Source organism: Bradyrhizobium sp. Leo114 (genome assembly GCF_055229415.2).
Genome location: NZ_JBUYEN020000021.1, coordinates 132823 through 147237, shown reverse-complemented (window position 1 = coordinate 147237; position 14415 = coordinate 132823). Strand labels below are relative to the sequence as shown.

The 14415-nt window shown below is 64.6% G+C and carries 13 protein-coding genes; 3 read left to right on the top strand and 10 right to left on the bottom strand.

The annotated features are described in order from the left end of the window. Window positions 1–233 precede the first annotated feature (233 nt). From ACZIRK_RS25170 to ACZIRK_RS25135, 8 genes are all read right to left on the bottom strand, one after another. On the bottom strand, window positions 234–1463 hold the full coding sequence (locus ACZIRK_RS25170) for a BaiN/RdsA family NAD(P)/FAD-dependent oxidoreductase (RefSeq protein ID WP_130228336.1): 1230 nt from the start codon (window positions 1461–1463) through the stop codon (window positions 234–236). 152 nt (window positions 1464–1615) lie between these two features. Continuing rightward, on the bottom strand, window positions 1616–2533 hold the full coding sequence (locus ACZIRK_RS25165) for an SDR family NAD(P)-dependent oxidoreductase (protein WP_028164635.1): 918 nt from the start codon (window positions 2531–2533) through the stop codon (window positions 1616–1618). A gap of 119 nt (window positions 2534–2652) precedes the next feature. Next, window positions 2653–3129, bottom strand: a complete 477-nt coding sequence (locus tag ACZIRK_RS25160) for a MaoC family dehydratase (protein WP_028164634.1) — start codon at window positions 3127–3129, stop codon at window positions 2653–2655. A gap of 4 nt (window positions 3130–3133) precedes the next feature. Continuing rightward, window positions 3134–4867, bottom strand: a complete 1734-nt coding sequence (locus ACZIRK_RS25155; RefSeq protein WP_130228335.1) for an AMP-binding protein — start codon at window positions 4865–4867, stop codon at window positions 3134–3136. A gap of 51 nt (window positions 4868–4918) precedes the next feature. After that, on the bottom strand, window positions 4919–5806 hold the full coding sequence (gene mmsB / locus ACZIRK_RS25150) for a 3-hydroxyisobutyrate dehydrogenase (protein ID WP_130228334.1): 888 nt from the start codon (window positions 5804–5806) through the stop codon (window positions 4919–4921). Between the two features lie 25 nt (window positions 5807–5831). Beyond that, the gene (locus ACZIRK_RS25145) at window positions 5832–6908 is read right to left on the bottom strand and encodes an enoyl-CoA hydratase/isomerase family protein (RefSeq protein ID WP_463328261.1); all 1077 of its coding nucleotides are present in this window, start codon (window positions 6906–6908) and stop codon (window positions 5832–5834) included. Then, window positions 6905–8050: an isobutyryl-CoA dehydrogenase gene (locus tag ACZIRK_RS25140; protein ID WP_130228332.1), complete on the bottom strand. Its 1146-nt coding sequence runs from the start codon at window positions 8048–8050 to the stop codon at window positions 6905–6907. The genes ACZIRK_RS25145 and ACZIRK_RS25140 overlap by 4 nt, the downstream gene beginning before the upstream one ends. A 119-nt stretch (window positions 8051–8169) precedes the next feature. Next, complete coding sequence (locus ACZIRK_RS25135; RefSeq protein WP_130228331.1) at window positions 8170–9666, bottom strand: CoA-acylating methylmalonate-semialdehyde dehydrogenase; 1497 nt, start codon at window positions 9664–9666, stop codon at window positions 8170–8172. Between the two features lie 118 nt (window positions 9667–9784). Between ACZIRK_RS25135 and ACZIRK_RS25130 the strand changes: the two genes are divergently transcribed. Next, window positions 9785–10696 carry a LysR family transcriptional regulator gene (locus tag ACZIRK_RS25130; protein ID WP_130228330.1) on the top strand — a complete coding sequence of 304 codons (912 nt, stop codon included), beginning with the start codon at window positions 9785–9787 and terminating at the stop codon, window positions 10694–10696. Between the two features lie 105 nt (window positions 10697–10801). On the opposite strand, the gene ACZIRK_RS25125 is transcribed toward ACZIRK_RS25130, so the two are convergent. Beyond that, complete coding sequence (locus tag ACZIRK_RS25125) at window positions 10802–11416, bottom strand: TetR/AcrR family transcriptional regulator (RefSeq protein WP_130228329.1); 615 nt, start codon at window positions 11414–11416, stop codon at window positions 10802–10804. Window positions 11417–11476: 60 nt separating this feature from the next. After that, window positions 11477–12013, bottom strand: a complete 537-nt coding sequence (locus ACZIRK_RS25120) for a PaaI family thioesterase (RefSeq protein ID WP_463328260.1) — start codon at window positions 12011–12013, stop codon at window positions 11477–11479. 144 nt (window positions 12014–12157) lie between these two features. Between ACZIRK_RS25120 and ACZIRK_RS25115 the strand changes: the two genes are divergently transcribed. Together ACZIRK_RS25115 and ACZIRK_RS25110 are read left to right on the top strand one after the other, a co-directional pair. Beyond that, the gene (locus ACZIRK_RS25115) at window positions 12158–12928 is read left to right on the top strand and encodes an enoyl-CoA hydratase (protein ID WP_130228327.1); all 771 of its coding nucleotides are present in this window, start codon (window positions 12158–12160) and stop codon (window positions 12926–12928) included. Window positions 12929–13136: 208 nt separating this feature from the next. Beyond that, window positions 13137–14333, top strand: coding sequence for an acetyl-CoA C-acyltransferase (locus ACZIRK_RS25110; protein WP_028164626.1), 1197 nt, complete (start codon window positions 13137–13139; stop codon window positions 14331–14333). The last annotated feature ends 82 nt before the right edge of the window (window positions 14334–14415 follow it).

Here is a 14415-nt window from a genome sequence, read left to right as displayed (position 1 = left end):
TGCCCACCAGGTGGCTCGTAACCACGCTCCTGTAGATTGGCCGACCGATCCTCTCCAACCCCATCAGGTGGCGGTCTTGCACCGACCCCGTACAGAAGCGAGACCCCGGCGAGCGGATGACGCAAAAAGGGATTGACTGAGCAAGGCCCGTTACAGAAGGGTGGGCAAAGCGTAGCGTGCCCACCATTCACGATCGGTGCAAGAGAAGGTGGGCACGCTTCGCTTTGCCCACCCTACGCGTCGAGCCACTTCAACACGCCCTGCCCCGCGGCGGCACCGGTCGCAAACGACGCCTGCAAGAGATAGCCGCCGGTCGGGGCTTCCCAGTCGAGCATTTCGCCCGCGGCGAAGATGCCGGGCAAGCGGCGAAGCATGAAGTTGGCGTCGAGTTCGTCGAATGCGATGCCGCCGGCGGTGGAGATCGCGCGGGCGATCGGTGCTGTGCCGGCAAGACGCAGGGGCACGGCGTTGATGAGGCGGGCGAGATCGGCGGGAGACTGCGACGGCAGAGACAAGCCTGAGGTTTTTGCCACCTCCTGCAACAGGCCGATGGCGATGGGCGCGAGATTCAGGGCCTTGCGCAGGAAGTTCGAGAAGGATTGCTTGCCTTTCGGCATCGATAGCTTCGTGGTGAGCTCATCGATCGCGAGATCGGGCCGGAGCGCAACATGAATCGTTGCCTCGCCGTCGCGCAGGATCGTCTCGCGCAGATCGGCCGATAGCGCATAGATGGCGCCGCCCTCGATGCCGGTACGGGTGATGATGGCTTCGCCGCGCACTTGCTGCCCGCCGAAGTTCAGCGCGACACCTTTGAGGGGCTGGCCTTCGAAGCGGTCGCGGAAGATATCCGACCAGGCGACGGTGAAGCCGGAATTGGCTGGACGTAACGGCGAGATCTTTATGCCTTTTGCCGTGAGCACATCCACCCATGCGCCATCAGATCCGAGTCGCGGCCAGCTCGCGCCGCCGAGCGCCAGGATGGTGGCGCGGGCTTCAACGGCGCGCGTTCCTTCCGGCGTTTGAAACAGCAGGCGGCCGTCATTGTCCCACCCGCTCCAGCGATGCCGCAGCAACAGCCGCACACCCGCGCCGTCGAGCCGGCGCAGCCAGGCGCGCAGCACCGGCGAGGCCTTGAACGCTTTCGGGAAGACACGGCCGCTGGAGCCGACAAAGGTCGGCTGGCCCAGCGCCTCACTCCAGTCGCGCAACGCTTGCGGTGGGAACGCTTCGATGGCGGCCTCAAGATGCGGCATCGCCTCGCGATAGCGCGCGAGGAATCTTGGCAGCGGCTCGCTGTGGGTGAGATTGAGGCCGCCGCGGCCGGCCATCAGGAATTTGCGGCCAGCCGACGGCATCGCCTCGTAGATCGTGACCAGCGCGCCGGCCTGCGCCAGCACCTCAGCCGCCATCAGGCCGGCGGGGCCGGCGCCGATGACGGCAACTTGGTGTGGAGTGGAAGGCATGGCTTGAGTTTAGGCAGGATTCTCGTACCGCAAAACGGCCGTCATGCCCGGGCTTGACCCGGGCATCCACGAAGAACTTGCGCAGCCCTCACGACGTGGATGGCCGGGTCAAGCCCGGCCATGACGGTTGAGTGCGGCAACGCGACGTCGCGTTACAGCTTGATCCCTGCTCTTGCCGCCGCCTGGGCGACATATTTCTGCGTCTGCTCGAACGCGCCCTGCAACGCCCTGGCTTTCGACATGTCGCTGATCTCAGCGAAATGCGCGGCGATGGCGTCGGGGGTCCATTCGGAGGGCGGCAGGTTGATGCCCTCGGTCTCCAGGATCTTGATCACCGCAAACGAGCCGGCGCCGGCGCCCATGATGGTGCGGGTCGGCGCATCCTCGCTCAGCATATATTCCACCGCCGGCGTAATCGCTTCCGGTTTCATCAGCGCTAGCGCCTGCGGCGGCAGCAATTCCTCGGTCATGCGGGTCGCGGCCGTCGGCGAGATGGTGTTGACGCGGATGTTGTTCTTGCGGCCTTCCTCGGCGAGCACGTTCATCAGCCCGACCATGCCGGCCTTGGCCGCACCGTAATTGGCCTGACCGAAATTGCCGTAGAGGCCTGAGGACGATGTCGTCAGCACGATGCGGCCGTAATTGCGGTCGCGCATGCCGGCCCACACCGCCTTGCAGCAGTAGAAGCTGCCGACGAGATGGACATCCAACACCTTCTGGAAATCGGCGACTTCGAGCTTGCCGAACGACTTGTCGCGCAGGATGCCGGCATTGGCGCAAAGCAGATCGACGCTGCCCCACTCCTTGGTCGCGCGCTCGACCATCGCCGTGACCTGCTCGAAGTTCGAGACGTCGGCGCCGTCGGCGATCGCGGTGCCGCCCGCTTTCCGTATCTCCTCGACCACAGCTTCAGCCGGCGACAGCGAGGCGCCGGTACCGTCGCGCGCGCCGCCGAAATCATTGACCACCACCTTGGCACCACGGCTCGCGAGCCCCAGCGCGTGCGCCCGTCCGAGACCATTGCCCGCGCCGGTGACGATGGCGACGCGTCCGTCAAACCTGATTGTCATGAAGTGTGTTCCCGATTTGTCATGCCCGGGCTTGACCCGGGCATCCATCAAAAATCAAAGCGTTTTGAGCAGCGATGGATGGCCGGGTCAAGCCCGGCCATGACGCTGAAAGGAGCGGCTCAGGCGAAGTAGATCAGGCCGAGCCAGTCGGCGACCAGCGCCGGCTTTTCCTCGCCTTCGATCTCGACCGTAACGTTCGTGCGCGACGCCAGCTCGGTCGGCTTGCGCAGCTTGGCCTCGGCGAGCACGAAGCGTCCGCGGACGCGCTTGCCGGAGCGCACCGGCGAGATGAAGCGCAGCTTGTCGAAACCGTAATTGACGCCCATCGTGGTGCCCTCGATGACGGGCATCACCTGGTAGGACATGATACTGAGCAGCGACATCGTCAGGAAACCGTGGGCGATCGTGGTGCCGAACGGGGTGTCCTTCGCGCGCTCAGGGTCGACATGGATGAACTGATGATCCTCGATCACGTCGGCATAGGTATCGATCCGCTGCTGATCGATCAGGTGCCAGGCCGACACGCCGATCTCCTTGCCGACCATGCCCTGATACGTCTCCAGCGACACGGGCGGCTTCTTCCAGACTTCGTTCATTTTTCTAATTCTCCGATCCAGTCGCGCGGACCTTCTGCAGCTCCGGGAATTCTTCCTCACGGAACTCAACGCCGCGCAAACTGTCCTCGCGATTATCCTCATGTTCGAGCCGACGCAACTGCACCCGGCGGATCTTTCCGGAGATGGTCTTGGGCAGCTCGGTGACGAGCTCGATCTTGCGGATGCGCTTGAACGGCGCCAGGCGGGTGTGCAGATGCCCAAAGATCGACAGCGCCGTTTCCGGCGTGCGCTCGACGCCCGAGACCAGCAGCACATAGGCCTTCGGAATTGCGAGCCGGATCGGATCGGGGCTCGGCACGACGGCGGCTTCCGCGACCGCCTCATGCTCAAGCAAGATGCTTTCCAGTTCGAACGGGCTGATGCGGTAATCGGATGATTTGAACACGTCGTCGGTGCGGCCGACGAAGGTCAAATACCCGTCCTCATCGCTGAACACGACGTCGCCGCTGCGATAGATCGCGCCGTCGGCCCCGGAGAGCTTGCCGTCATCGCCCTGATAGCCCTGCATCAGACCAGCGGGCCTGTCGGCACCGAGTACCAGCGTGACCTCGCCCTCCCGGGTCGGATTGCCGTCGAGATCGGTAATCGCGACGCGATAGCCGGGCAGCGGCCGGCCCATCGAGCCGATCTTGACCTTCTGGCCCGGCGAGTTGCCGGCCAGCGCAGTGGTCTCGGTCTGGCCATAGCCGTCGCGAATGGTCAGGCCCCATGCCGCCTGCACCTGATCGATCACCTCAGGGTTGAGCGGCTCGCCGGCGCCGCAGACCTCGCGGAGCGACACCTTGAAGGTCGACAGCTTCTCCTGGATGAACAGGCGCCACACCGTCGGCGGCGCGCACAGCGTGGTGACGCCGCAGCGGCCGATCGTTGAAAGCAGCGACTTGGCGTCAAAGCGCGGCTGGTTGACCACGAACACGGTGGCGCCAGCATTCCAAGGCGCGAAAAAGCAGCTCCAGGCGTGCTTGGCCCAGCCGGGCGAGGAGATGTTGAGATGCACGTCGCCCGGCTGCAGGCCGATCCAGTACATGGTCGAGAGATGACCGACTGGATAGCTGCGCTGGCTGTGCCGCACCAGCTTCGGCTTCGCCGTGGTTCCCGACGTGAAATAGAGCAGCATCGGGTCGTCGGCCTTGGTCGGCCCATCGGGCGTGAAGGTTTCCGATGCATCCGCGGCCTGCTCGAACGGCAGCCAGCCGTCGTGCTGCGACGTCGCTCCGACCACGATGCGCACGAGTTTATCGCTGCCGAGGCCGGAGAACTTCGCAACCTGATCCTGCGTTGCGACCACCGCCCTCGCCTTACCGCGGTCGAGCCGGTCGCGCAATTCGTCTGCCGTCAGCAGCGTGGTTGCAGGAATCACGACGACGCCGAGCTTCATCGCGGCCAGCATGGTCTCCCAGAGTGGCACAACGTTGCCTAGCAGAAGCAGCAGATGATCGCCGCGCCTCAAGCCTTGCGCGCGCAGGAAATTCGCGACCTGATTGGAGCGTCGCGACAGCGTGGCGAACGACAGCTTCGTCTCGCGGTCGCTGCCGGCATCGACGATCCACAGCGCCGCGCGGTCGCGACTATCGGGGTTTTGCGCGAGCTCCGCATCGAACCAGTCCAGCGCCCAGTTGAAGGGCACCGGATCGGGCCAGCGAAAACCAATTACCGCGGTCTCGTAATCCGTGCGGTGCTGAAGCAGAAACGCGCGCGCTTCCTGAAAGGTGGTCATCAGGTCATTCCCTCCGCGCCTTATCCGGCCGCTAAGGGAAACCAGCGACCATTATTTTCCGGCGAGTGCTCTAACGTGCTGGATAATTCCGGAAAAGTCGACCCCGCCGTGACCGGCTGCATCGAACGCCTGATAGATCTCCTGAGCATGCTTGCCGAGCGGCGTCACTGCGCCGGCGGTGTTGGCGGCGTCCTGCGCCAGCGTCAGATCCTTCACCATCAGGTTCGCGGCGAAGCCGGGCTTGTAGCCGTTGTTGGCCGGTGAGGTCGGAACCGGGCCCGGCACCGGGCAATAGCTCGTGATCGCCCAGCACTGGCCCGACGAAGTCGAGGCGACGTCGAACAGCGCCTGATGCGAGAGCCCGAGCTTCTCCGCGAGCACGAAGGCTTCGCCGACGCCGATCATGGAAATGCCGAGGATCATGTTGTTGCAGATCTTGGCCGCCTGCCCTGCACCGGCGCCGCCGCAATGCACGATCTTCTTGCCCATGTTCTCCAGCACGGGCTTGGCCGCCGCGAACGCCTTGTCCTCGCCGCCGCACATGAAGGTGAGCGTCGCTCCCTTGGCGCCGCCGGTGCCGCCGGAGACCGGCGCATCCACCGACAAAACGCCATGCTTGGCCGCAAGCGCATGCGCCTCTCGCGCGCTTTCGACATCGATGGTCGAGCTGTCGATGATAAGCGCACGCTTGGTCACCGCGGGCAGGATCTCGTTCCACACCGACAACACATGCTTGCCGGCCGGCAGCATGGTGATGACGATGTCAGCGCCCTTCACCGCGGCGACGCTGCTTTCAGCAATCGCGGCGCCATCGCTCTGAGCCTGATTGCGCGACGCGGCCACCAGGTCGAAGGCCACCACCTTGTGGCCGGCCTTCACCAGGTTGGCAGCCATCGGACCGCCCATGTTGCCAAGGCCAATGAATGCAATCGTTGCCATCTCGATGTCCTCCCCGTCCTGTCGTCTATTGTTTAAATGTCGGCTCGTCGGCGCCGATCTCGGCGAAGTATGGCGCCAGCATTTCCGGTGTCACATCCTCGACCCGCGCCGGCGACCATTTCGGATTGCGGTCCTTGTCGATCACGGCGGCGCGCACGCCCTCGCGGAAATCGTCGCTGGCGAACACCACGAGCGCGGCGTGATATTCCCGCACCAGGCATTCCTCGAGCGAGGACGATGTCCGCGCCAGCCGCAACAGCTTCAGCGTCACCACCATGCCGCGCGGCGATTTCTCGTTCAGCACCTTCAAGGTCGACAGCGCGAATTCCGAGCCGTCGCGCTGCAGCAATGCGATGATGTCTTCCATGCGATCATGCGCGAACCAGGCATCGATCCTGGGCTGCATTGCCGCAGCGGGACCTGAGGTCTCGCCGGTCGCAAAGCCGTCGATCAGCTTCCTGACCTCGGCGTGCGTCACGCCGGCGCGGACTTTCGTCAGCGCCTCACGCAATTCAGGCAATTTCGACGACGGCACCTCGGCGTCGGCAAACTTCGCATAGATCGCGTCGGGCCCGTTCATGATTTGCCCGGTCAGGCCAAAATAGCTACCGAGTTCGCCCGGCGAGCGCGACAGCAGCCAGGTGCCGCCGACGTCAGGAAAAAAGCCGAGGCCGACTTCAGGCATCGCCAGTTTCGTGCGCTCGGTGACGACACGGTGCGAAGCGTGGCCGGACAGGCCGACGCCGCCGCCCATCACCAATCCATCCATGAACGCCACGTACGGCTTCGGATATTTCGCGATCCGCGCGTTCATGACGTATTCCTGGCGCCAGAACCGCTTGCCGAGATCGCCTCCCGCCTTGGAGCTCTCGTAGAGCCCGCGGATGTCGCCGCCGGCGCAGAGGCCGCGGTCGCCGGCGCCTTCCAGCAGCACCACGGCAACAGCAGGATCGGACTCGAACCGGTCCAGCGCCGCGTCGATGCCTTCAGACATCTCCAGCGTCATCGCGTTGATCGCCTTGGGACGGTTGAGCCGGATCACGCCCGCCGCCCCTTCGCGGCGAACGATCAGGTCGCCTTCATCCTGCACGGCAGCCGTCATCGCGCTCCCTCGATCATCTTGCGCGCCACGATCAGCCGCATGATCTCGTTGGTTCCTTCAAGAATCTGGTGCACGCGCAAATCGCGCACGATCTTCTCGACGCCGTATTCGCTGAGGTAGCCGTAGCCGCCGTGCAGCTGCAGCGCCTGGTTGGCGACTTCGAAGCCGACATCGGTGCCGAAGCGTTTTGCCATCGCGCACAGCTTGGTCGCCTCGGGATCTTTGCGGTCGAGCGCCGCGGCGGCGCGCCAGAGGAAGGTGCGCGCGGCCTCGAGTTCGGTCGCCATGTCGGCGACGCGGAACTGCAGCGCCTGGAATTCATCGAGCCGCTTTCCGAACGCCTTGCGGTCCTTCATGTAGGCGAGCGCCTTGTCGAGCGCGCTTTGCGCGCCACCGAGCGAGCAGGCCGCGATGTTGAGCCGGCCGCCGTCGAGGCCGGCCATCGCGATCTTGAACCCGATGCCCTCCTCGCCGAGCCGGTTCTCGACCGGCACGCGCGCGTTCTCGAAGATCACCGCGCGCGTCGGCTGCGCATTCCAGCCCATCTTGCGTTCGTTGGCGCCGAGCGAGAGGCCCGGCGTGTCGGCGGGGATGACCAATGTCGAGATGCCGCCGGGGCCGTCGCCGCCGGTGCGGACCATCACGACATAGAGATCGCCGCCGCCGGCGCCCGAGATGAACTGCTTCTGGCCGTTCAGCACGTAATGGTCGCCGTCGCGCACCGCGCGGGTGCGCAGCGCCGCGGCATCCGAGCCGGAGCCCGGCTCGGTCAGGCAATAGCTCGCCAGCAGCTCCATTGTGCAGAGCTTTGGCAGCCATTTCTGGCGCTGGGTATCGTTGCCGAAGGCATCGATCATCCACGACGCCATGTTGTGGATGGAGATGAAGGCCGACGTCGTCGGACAGCCGGTCGCGAGCGCCTCGAAGATCAGCGCCGCGTCGAACCGCGTCATCGCGGAGCCACCGACATCGTCCTTGATGTAGATGCCGCCCATGCCAAGGGCTGCCGCCTCCCGCATCACGTCGACCGGAAAATGCTTCTCCTCGTCCCAGCGCAGCGCATGCGGCGCGATCTTCTCCGCCGCAAACGCCCGCGCCATGTCACGAATGGCGACCTGGTCCTCGTTCAGAGCGAACTGCATAGTGGGCTGCTCATTCTTGTCGTCATTGCGAGGAGCGAAGCGACGAAGCAATCCACGCCTCCGCTTGCTGCGCCATGGATTGCTTCGCTGCGCTCGCAATGACGGGCCAGGCTACACCGTCACTTCATCGTCGGGATCGAGAACTCCGCGCCTTCCTTGACGCCCGACGGCCAGCGCGAGGTGACCGTCTTGGTCTTGGTGTAGAAGCGGATCGAATCCGGACCATGCTGGTTGAGGTCGCCGAAGCCGGACTTCTTCCAGCCGCCGAAGGTGTAATAGGCGATCGGCACCGGGATCGGCACGTTGATGCCGACCATGCCGACATTCACCTTGGCGGCGAAATCGCGCGCCGCATCGCCATCGCGGGTGAAGATGGCGACGCCGTTGCCGTAGTCGTGGTCGGACGGCAGCGCCAGCGCTTCGTTGTAGTCATGCGCACGCACCACCGACAGCACGGGGCCGAAGATCTCTTCCTTGTAGATCCGCATATCCTTGGTGACGTTGTCGAACAGCGAACCGCCGAGATAGAAGCCGTTCTCATAGCCCTGCATCTTGAAGCCGCGGCCGTCGACGGCGAGCGTGGCGCCTTCCTTGATGCCGATGTCGATATAGCCCTTGACCTTCTCGACCGCCTCGCGCGTCACCAGCGGACCGTAATCGGCGGACGGATCGATCGAGGTGCCGATCTTTAAGGATTCCACGCGCGGGATCAGCTTTTCCATCAGACGGTCGGCGGTGGTCTTGCCGACGGGAACGGCGACCGAGACGGCCATGCAGCGCTCGCCGGCCGAGCCGTAGCCGGCGCCGATCAGTGCATCGACCGCCTGGTCCATGTCGGCGTCGGGCATCACGATGGCGTGGTTCTTGGCGCCGCCGAAGCACTGGCAGCGCTTGCCGGTCGCCGCCGCGCGCTCGTAGATATATTGCGCGATCGGCGAGGAGCCGACGAAGCCGATCGCCTTGATGTCGGGATCGTCGAGGATGGCGTCGACCGCTTCCTTGTCGCCGTTGACGACATTGAGGATGCCCGGCGGCAGGCCGGCTTCGATCATCAGTTCCGCAAGCCGCATCGGCACGCCGGGATCGCGTTCCGAAGGTTTCAGGATGAACGCGTTGCCGCAGGCGATCGCGGGCGCGAACTTCCACATCGGGATCATCGCCGGGAAATTGAACGGCGTGATGCCGGCAACGACCCCGAGCGGCTGGCGCAGCGAATAGATGTCGATGCCCGGGCCGGCGCCTTCGGTGTATTCGCCCTTCATCAGATGCGGGATGCCGCAGGCGAACTCGACCACTTCCAGACCGCGCTGGATGTCGCCCTTGGCATCGGGAACGGTCTTGCCGTGCTCGCGCGCCAAGAGCTCGGCGAGCTTGTCGTAGTCGCGCTGCACCAGTTCCAGGAACTTCATCATCACGCGGGCGCGCCGCTGCGGGTTGGTCGCCGCCCATTCGGGCTGCGCGGTCTTGGCATTCTCGACCGCGGCGCGCAGCTCAGCCTTCGAGGCCAGCGCCACCTTGGCCTGCACATCGCCGGTCATCGGCTCGAAGACGTCGGCCGTCCGGCCCGAGGTGCCCTTGACCTCCTTGCCACCGATGAAATGTCCGATAGAACGCATGAAAACCTCCCTTCATCCCGGCCGGACGCCTGATCCGCACCTAGACCGCTTTACAAACCCTTTTGACCTGCATTTTATTGGATTCAAGTCCGATAAAATGCACCATAGATGTGCGGAAATGCTGGATCAAGGCGGCGCGATCGACTGGGATGATTTTCGCTTCGTGCTCGCCATCGTGCGCGGCGGATCGGTGTCGGCTGCGGCAAAACAACTCGGCGTCGATCATGCCACGGTGATCCGCCGTGTCGACCGGCTGGAGCATCACCTTTCGGCGAAGTTGTTCGACCGCCGCAAGACCGGCTACCTCCTCACCGAAGCCGGCCAGCGCGTCGCCGACAGCGCGGAGGCGATGGAATCGACCATCGTCGCCAACCAGGAGGCGGTCGGCGGCTCGCGTGCACATTTGACGGGCACGGTGCGGATCGGCGCGCCCGACGGCTTCGGCAGCCACTTCCTGGCTTCGCGGCTGATCAAATTCACCGACCGGTATCCAGATGTCGATCTGCAACTGGTGGCGACCGCGCGATTGTTCAGCCTGTCGAAGCGCGAGGCCGATATCGCGATCAGCCTGTCGATGCCGAAGGAAGGCCGCATTGTCGGGCGGAAGCTGCTCGACTACAGCCTCGGGCTTTACGCTGCGCCCACCTATCTCGAGCGCGCGCCGAAGATCACGGCGCGAGGCGACCTGTCGACGCATCGCTTCGTCGGCTATATCGAGGAACTCCTGTTCACGCCCGAGCTCGACTACCTGCCGCAGGTCTCGTCGAAGATTTCCGCCAAATTCCGCAGCGCCAATCTGATCGCGCAGCTCAACGCGACCATCGCCGGCTACGGCATCGCCGTGCTGCCGCATTTCATGGCGACAGCGCATCCGGAATTGTCACCGGTGCTGCCGGAGGAAGTGCGGATATCACGCACCTTCTGGCTTCTGATGCATGCCGACAGCAAGGACCTCGCCCGCATCCGCGCGGTGGCGGATTACATCTACGAGACGGTCGAGGATGAGCGGGCGTTGTTTAACGGGGGCTAATCCGTACACCGTCATTGCGAGCGGAGCGAAGCAATCCATGCCTCGGCAAGCGGCGACATGGATTGCTTCGCTGTCCTCGCAATGACGCGGAGAGAGTCGTACGGGTCAATGCGCCTTGGCGCGCGGCTTCTTGGCCGCCGGCTTGGCGGCACGAGACAATACGGCTTCGCGGCCCGAAGCGAGGATCTCGTCGGAGAACTCGCCATTGCCGGCGATGCGGGCCATCACGACGGTTCCCATCATGGTCGCAAGCGTTGCCATCGCCTGCTTGCGTGCGGCCTTCGGCGATACGTCCGGAATCTGGTCGGCTATCATGTCGATCATGCGTTCCAGCTTGGCGGCGAAGGCCTTGCGGGTCTTCGGGCTTTCGCGGGCGATCTCGGCGCCGAGCGAAGGAACCGCGCAGCCGCGGCCGGGATCGTCGCGGTGCGTCGTCGTGAGATAGGAATCGACGATGGTTGCCAGCCGCTTCTCCGGCGGCGTCTCCTCAACGATCTTGCGCCAACGCTCGTTGCCGCGATCCATCGCATAGTTGAACGCCTCGATCACCAGCGCTTCGCGGGAATCGAAATGGGCGTAGAAGCCGCCATGGGTCAGTCCGACCTCCTTCATCAGGTCGGCGACGCCGATGCCATGGGCGCCGCGTTCGCGCAGCCTGACCGATGCCTGCTTCACGATCCGCTCGTGGGTCTCCGCCTTGTGTTCTTTCGAATAACGCATGAGAGTCTCATTGGATGTTTGCAGTCATATAATAGCATCAAGACGTAAAGAAAGCTGCAGCTATTTCAAATTCGCGCCACCGATCATGGCGAAGGTCGCGGTAGAGTGCACTGCAAGACCGCCGGCGCCGTCGCGGACGAAACCTTCGGTGTAGCTGTTTTGGCGGCCGAGCTTGATCACCTTGCCTTCTGCCCGGATCGTGCCTGAACGCACCGAGAGCGGTCGCAGATAAGTGAGCTTCAGGTCGAGCGTGACCGAGGTCTGGCCGGCGGGGAGCATGGTCGAGATCGCGCAACCCATGGCAGTATCGAGCAATGCCGCGGCGGTCGCGCCGTGCAGCAGCCCGATGGTGTTCTCGAGGCTCTCCTCGGGATCGAGTTCCATCACGATCCGGCTGGGCTCGACGACAGCCATCCGGAAACCGATCAGTTTGGCGAACGGCGGCGGCGGCAGGATGCCGTCGCGGATCCCGCACATCGCTTCCATCCCCGTCATCGCGGCAGCGACCTTCGCGATCGGCCTAGGCGCCTGCCAATGCACCACCCGCTCGCGGCGGGACGTTGGCGAGAGCAGATCGACAGTATCGACGAAGGTCATGGCAACTCCTTTCAAGTGACGTTAGATGATAATCATCATTCTATTGCACGCACTGCTGCGTCGCAACACCGGTTGCGCGACGGCTTGACAAGCGCCGCCATTGTCCGGGAAGTGGCCGGATGTTCCCCTGCCCGAGATGATGCCATGGAAATGCTCAACCCCCATTGCGGCGTCGACCGCGATTCCCGCGGCGTGGTCCGCCTCACCGTCTGCAACGCCGGCTCGCTGAACATCCTGAGCTCGGCCGTCACCGATGGCGTCCGCGAAGGGTTCGAGAAGCTTCCCGATGACCGCGATATTCGCGCGGTGATCCTGGCCGGCCAGAGCGAGAAGAGCATGATCGGCGGCGCCGATATCAAGGAGATGGCCAAGCTCGAGCAGAAGTCGGCGGAAATCTTCATCACGCGACTGCGCGACCTCTGCGAGGCCGTGCGCCGATTCCCGGCGCCGGTCATCGCGCGAATGCCGGGCTGGTGTCTCGGCGGCGGGCTGGAAGTGGCCGCAGCCTGCGATTTCCGGATCGCGGCGCATGACGCAAAATTCGGCATGCCCGAGGTGCGCGTCGGCATCCCCTCGGTGATCCATGCGGCGCTGCTGCCGCGCCTGATCGGCTGGAGCCGCGCGCGCTGGCTGGTGATGACCGCCGAGAACATCGACGCACCCACCGCGCTCGCCTGGGGCCTCGTCGACAAGGTCGCGAAACAAGGCGAGCTTGACGCCGAGGTCGAACGCACCGTGGCGGCGCTGCTCGAATGCGGCCCCGAAGCGCTGCGCATCCAGAAGAATTTGCTGCGGCAATGGGAAGAACTGCCGCTGACGGAGTCGGTCAATCTGAGCGTCGGCGTGTTCGGGAAATCGTTCCTCACCGGCGAGCCGCAGCGGCTGATGCAGGGGTTTCTAGGGCGAAAGCGGTAGCCGCAAAGCGCGCCGTCATGCCCCGCGAAGGCGGGGCATCCAGTACCCGCCAAACGACGTTCTGTGGTTACTGGATCATCCGCCTTCGCGGATGATGACAGCGGTGGGGATGAAGCACGACAATTTCTCATGCCGGCGGGCGTTGCAATTTTTGCGGCGCATCATATGATTATCATCATGTGACCAAGAATCCTCCAGGGAGCCCGCCATGGCCAATGCCTCCGATCCCGTCGTTATCCTTTCCGCCGCCCGTACGCCGCTCGGCCGTTTCATGGGCGAATTGTCGCCGTTCAGCGCGCACAAGCTCGGTTCCCATGTGATCGGTGCGGCGCTGGAGCGGGCAAAGCTCGCGCCTGAACGCGTCGATGAAGTGTTCATGGGCAATGTGCTGCCGGCCGGCCAGGGCCAGGCGCCGGCCCGCCAGGCCGCGCGCGGCGCCAAACTGCCCGACGCAACCGGGGCGACCACGGTCAACAAGGTCTGCGGCTCCGGCATGAAGGCGACCATGCTCGGGCACGACATCATCAAGGCCGGCTCGGCCGAGATCGTGGTGTCCGGCGGCATGGAGAGCATGAGCAACGCGCCGTATCTGCTTGCCAAGGCGCGCGGCGGCTATCGCGCCGGCCATGACCGCATCATCGACCACATGATGATGGACGGACTTGAGGACGCCTACGAGACCGGACGCTCGATGGGCGATTTCGGCGAGGCGACGGCGGAGGCCTATCAGTTCACACGCAAGGACCAGGACACTTACGCGATGGAGACGCTCACGCGGGCGCGCAACGCGGTCGAGGGCGGCGCGTTCAAGGCCGAGATCGCGTCGATCACGATCACGGAGAAGGCAGGCCCGCGCGTGATCGCCAATGACGAGCATCCGCTCAAAGTGGATCCCGCCAAGATCCCCGGATTGAAGCCGGCATTCCGCGCCAACGGCACCATCACGCCGGCCGCCTCCTCCGCCAATGCCGACGGAGCCGCGGCGCTGATCCTGGCCAAGCGCTCGCTGGCCGATCGCGACGGCCTGCCGGTACTGGCCGAGATCAAGGGCCATGCCACCCACAGCCAGGAGCCGCAATGGTTCACCACGGCGCCGATCCCGGCGATCCGCAAACTGCTCGACAAGGTCGGCTGGAGCGTCGGCGACGTCGACCTGTTCGAGATCAATGAGGCCTTCGCGGTGGTGGCGATGGCGGCGCAGCGCGACCTCGGAATCCCGCGCGAAAAACTCAACATCAATGGCGGCGCCTGCGCGCTGGGTCACCCGATCGGCGCCACCGGCGCGCGGCTGATCGTGACGCTGCTGCATGCGCTGGAAGCGCAGAACCTGAAGCGCGGTGTCGCCGCGCTCTGCATCGGCGGCGGCGAAGCCACCGCGATCGCGGTCGAGCGGGTCGCGCATTAGCCTTCGCCCCCTAATGTCCTGAAACGAGGGAAGTATGGCATTTACGTCATGCCTCCCTCGCGGCAGTATCTGCCTGACGAGC

Coding starts and splice junctions, on each gene's coding strand:
- ACZIRK_RS25140 (WP_130228332.1), bottom strand. CDS start 8,050: ATGCAGTTCGCTCTGAACGAGGACCAGGTCGCCATTCGTGACATGGCG.
- mmsB (WP_130228334.1), bottom strand. CDS start 5,806: ATGGCAACGATTGCATTCATTGGCCTTGGCAACATGGGCGGTCCGATG.
- ACZIRK_RS25160 (WP_028164634.1), bottom strand. CDS start 3,129: ATGAACGAAGTCTGGAAGAAGCCGCCCGTGTCGCTGGAGACGTATCAG.
- ACZIRK_RS25125 (WP_130228329.1), bottom strand. CDS start 11,416: ATGCGTTATTCGAAAGAACACAAGGCGGAGACCCACGAGCGGATCGTG.
- ACZIRK_RS25165 (WP_028164635.1), bottom strand. CDS start 2,533: ATGACAATCAGGTTTGACGGACGCGTCGCCATCGTCACCGGCGCGGGC.
- ACZIRK_RS25130 (WP_130228330.1), top strand. CDS start 9,785: ATGCTGGATCAAGGCGGCGCGATCGACTGGGATGATTTTCGCTTCGTG.
- ACZIRK_RS25155 (WP_130228335.1), bottom strand. CDS start 4,867: ATGACCACCTTTCAGGAAGCGCGCGCGTTTCTGCTTCAGCACCGCACG.
- ACZIRK_RS25120 (WP_463328260.1), bottom strand. CDS start 12,013: ATGACCTTCGTCGATACTGTCGATCTGCTCTCGCCAACGTCCCGCCGC.
- ACZIRK_RS25170 (WP_130228336.1), bottom strand. CDS start 1,463: ATGCCTTCCACTCCACACCAAGTTGCCGTCATCGGCGCCGGCCCCGCC.
- ACZIRK_RS25145 (WP_463328261.1), bottom strand. CDS start 6,908: ATGACGGCTGCCGTGCAGGATGAAGGCGACCTGATCGTTCGCCGCGAA.
- ACZIRK_RS25110 (WP_028164626.1), top strand. CDS start 13,137: ATGGCCAATGCCTCCGATCCCGTCGTTATCCTTTCCGCCGCCCGTACG.
- ACZIRK_RS25115 (WP_130228327.1), top strand. CDS start 12,158: ATGGAAATGCTCAACCCCCATTGCGGCGTCGACCGCGATTCCCGCGGC.
- ACZIRK_RS25135 (WP_130228331.1), bottom strand. CDS start 9,666: ATGCGTTCTATCGGACATTTCATCGGTGGCAAGGAGGTCAAGGGCACC.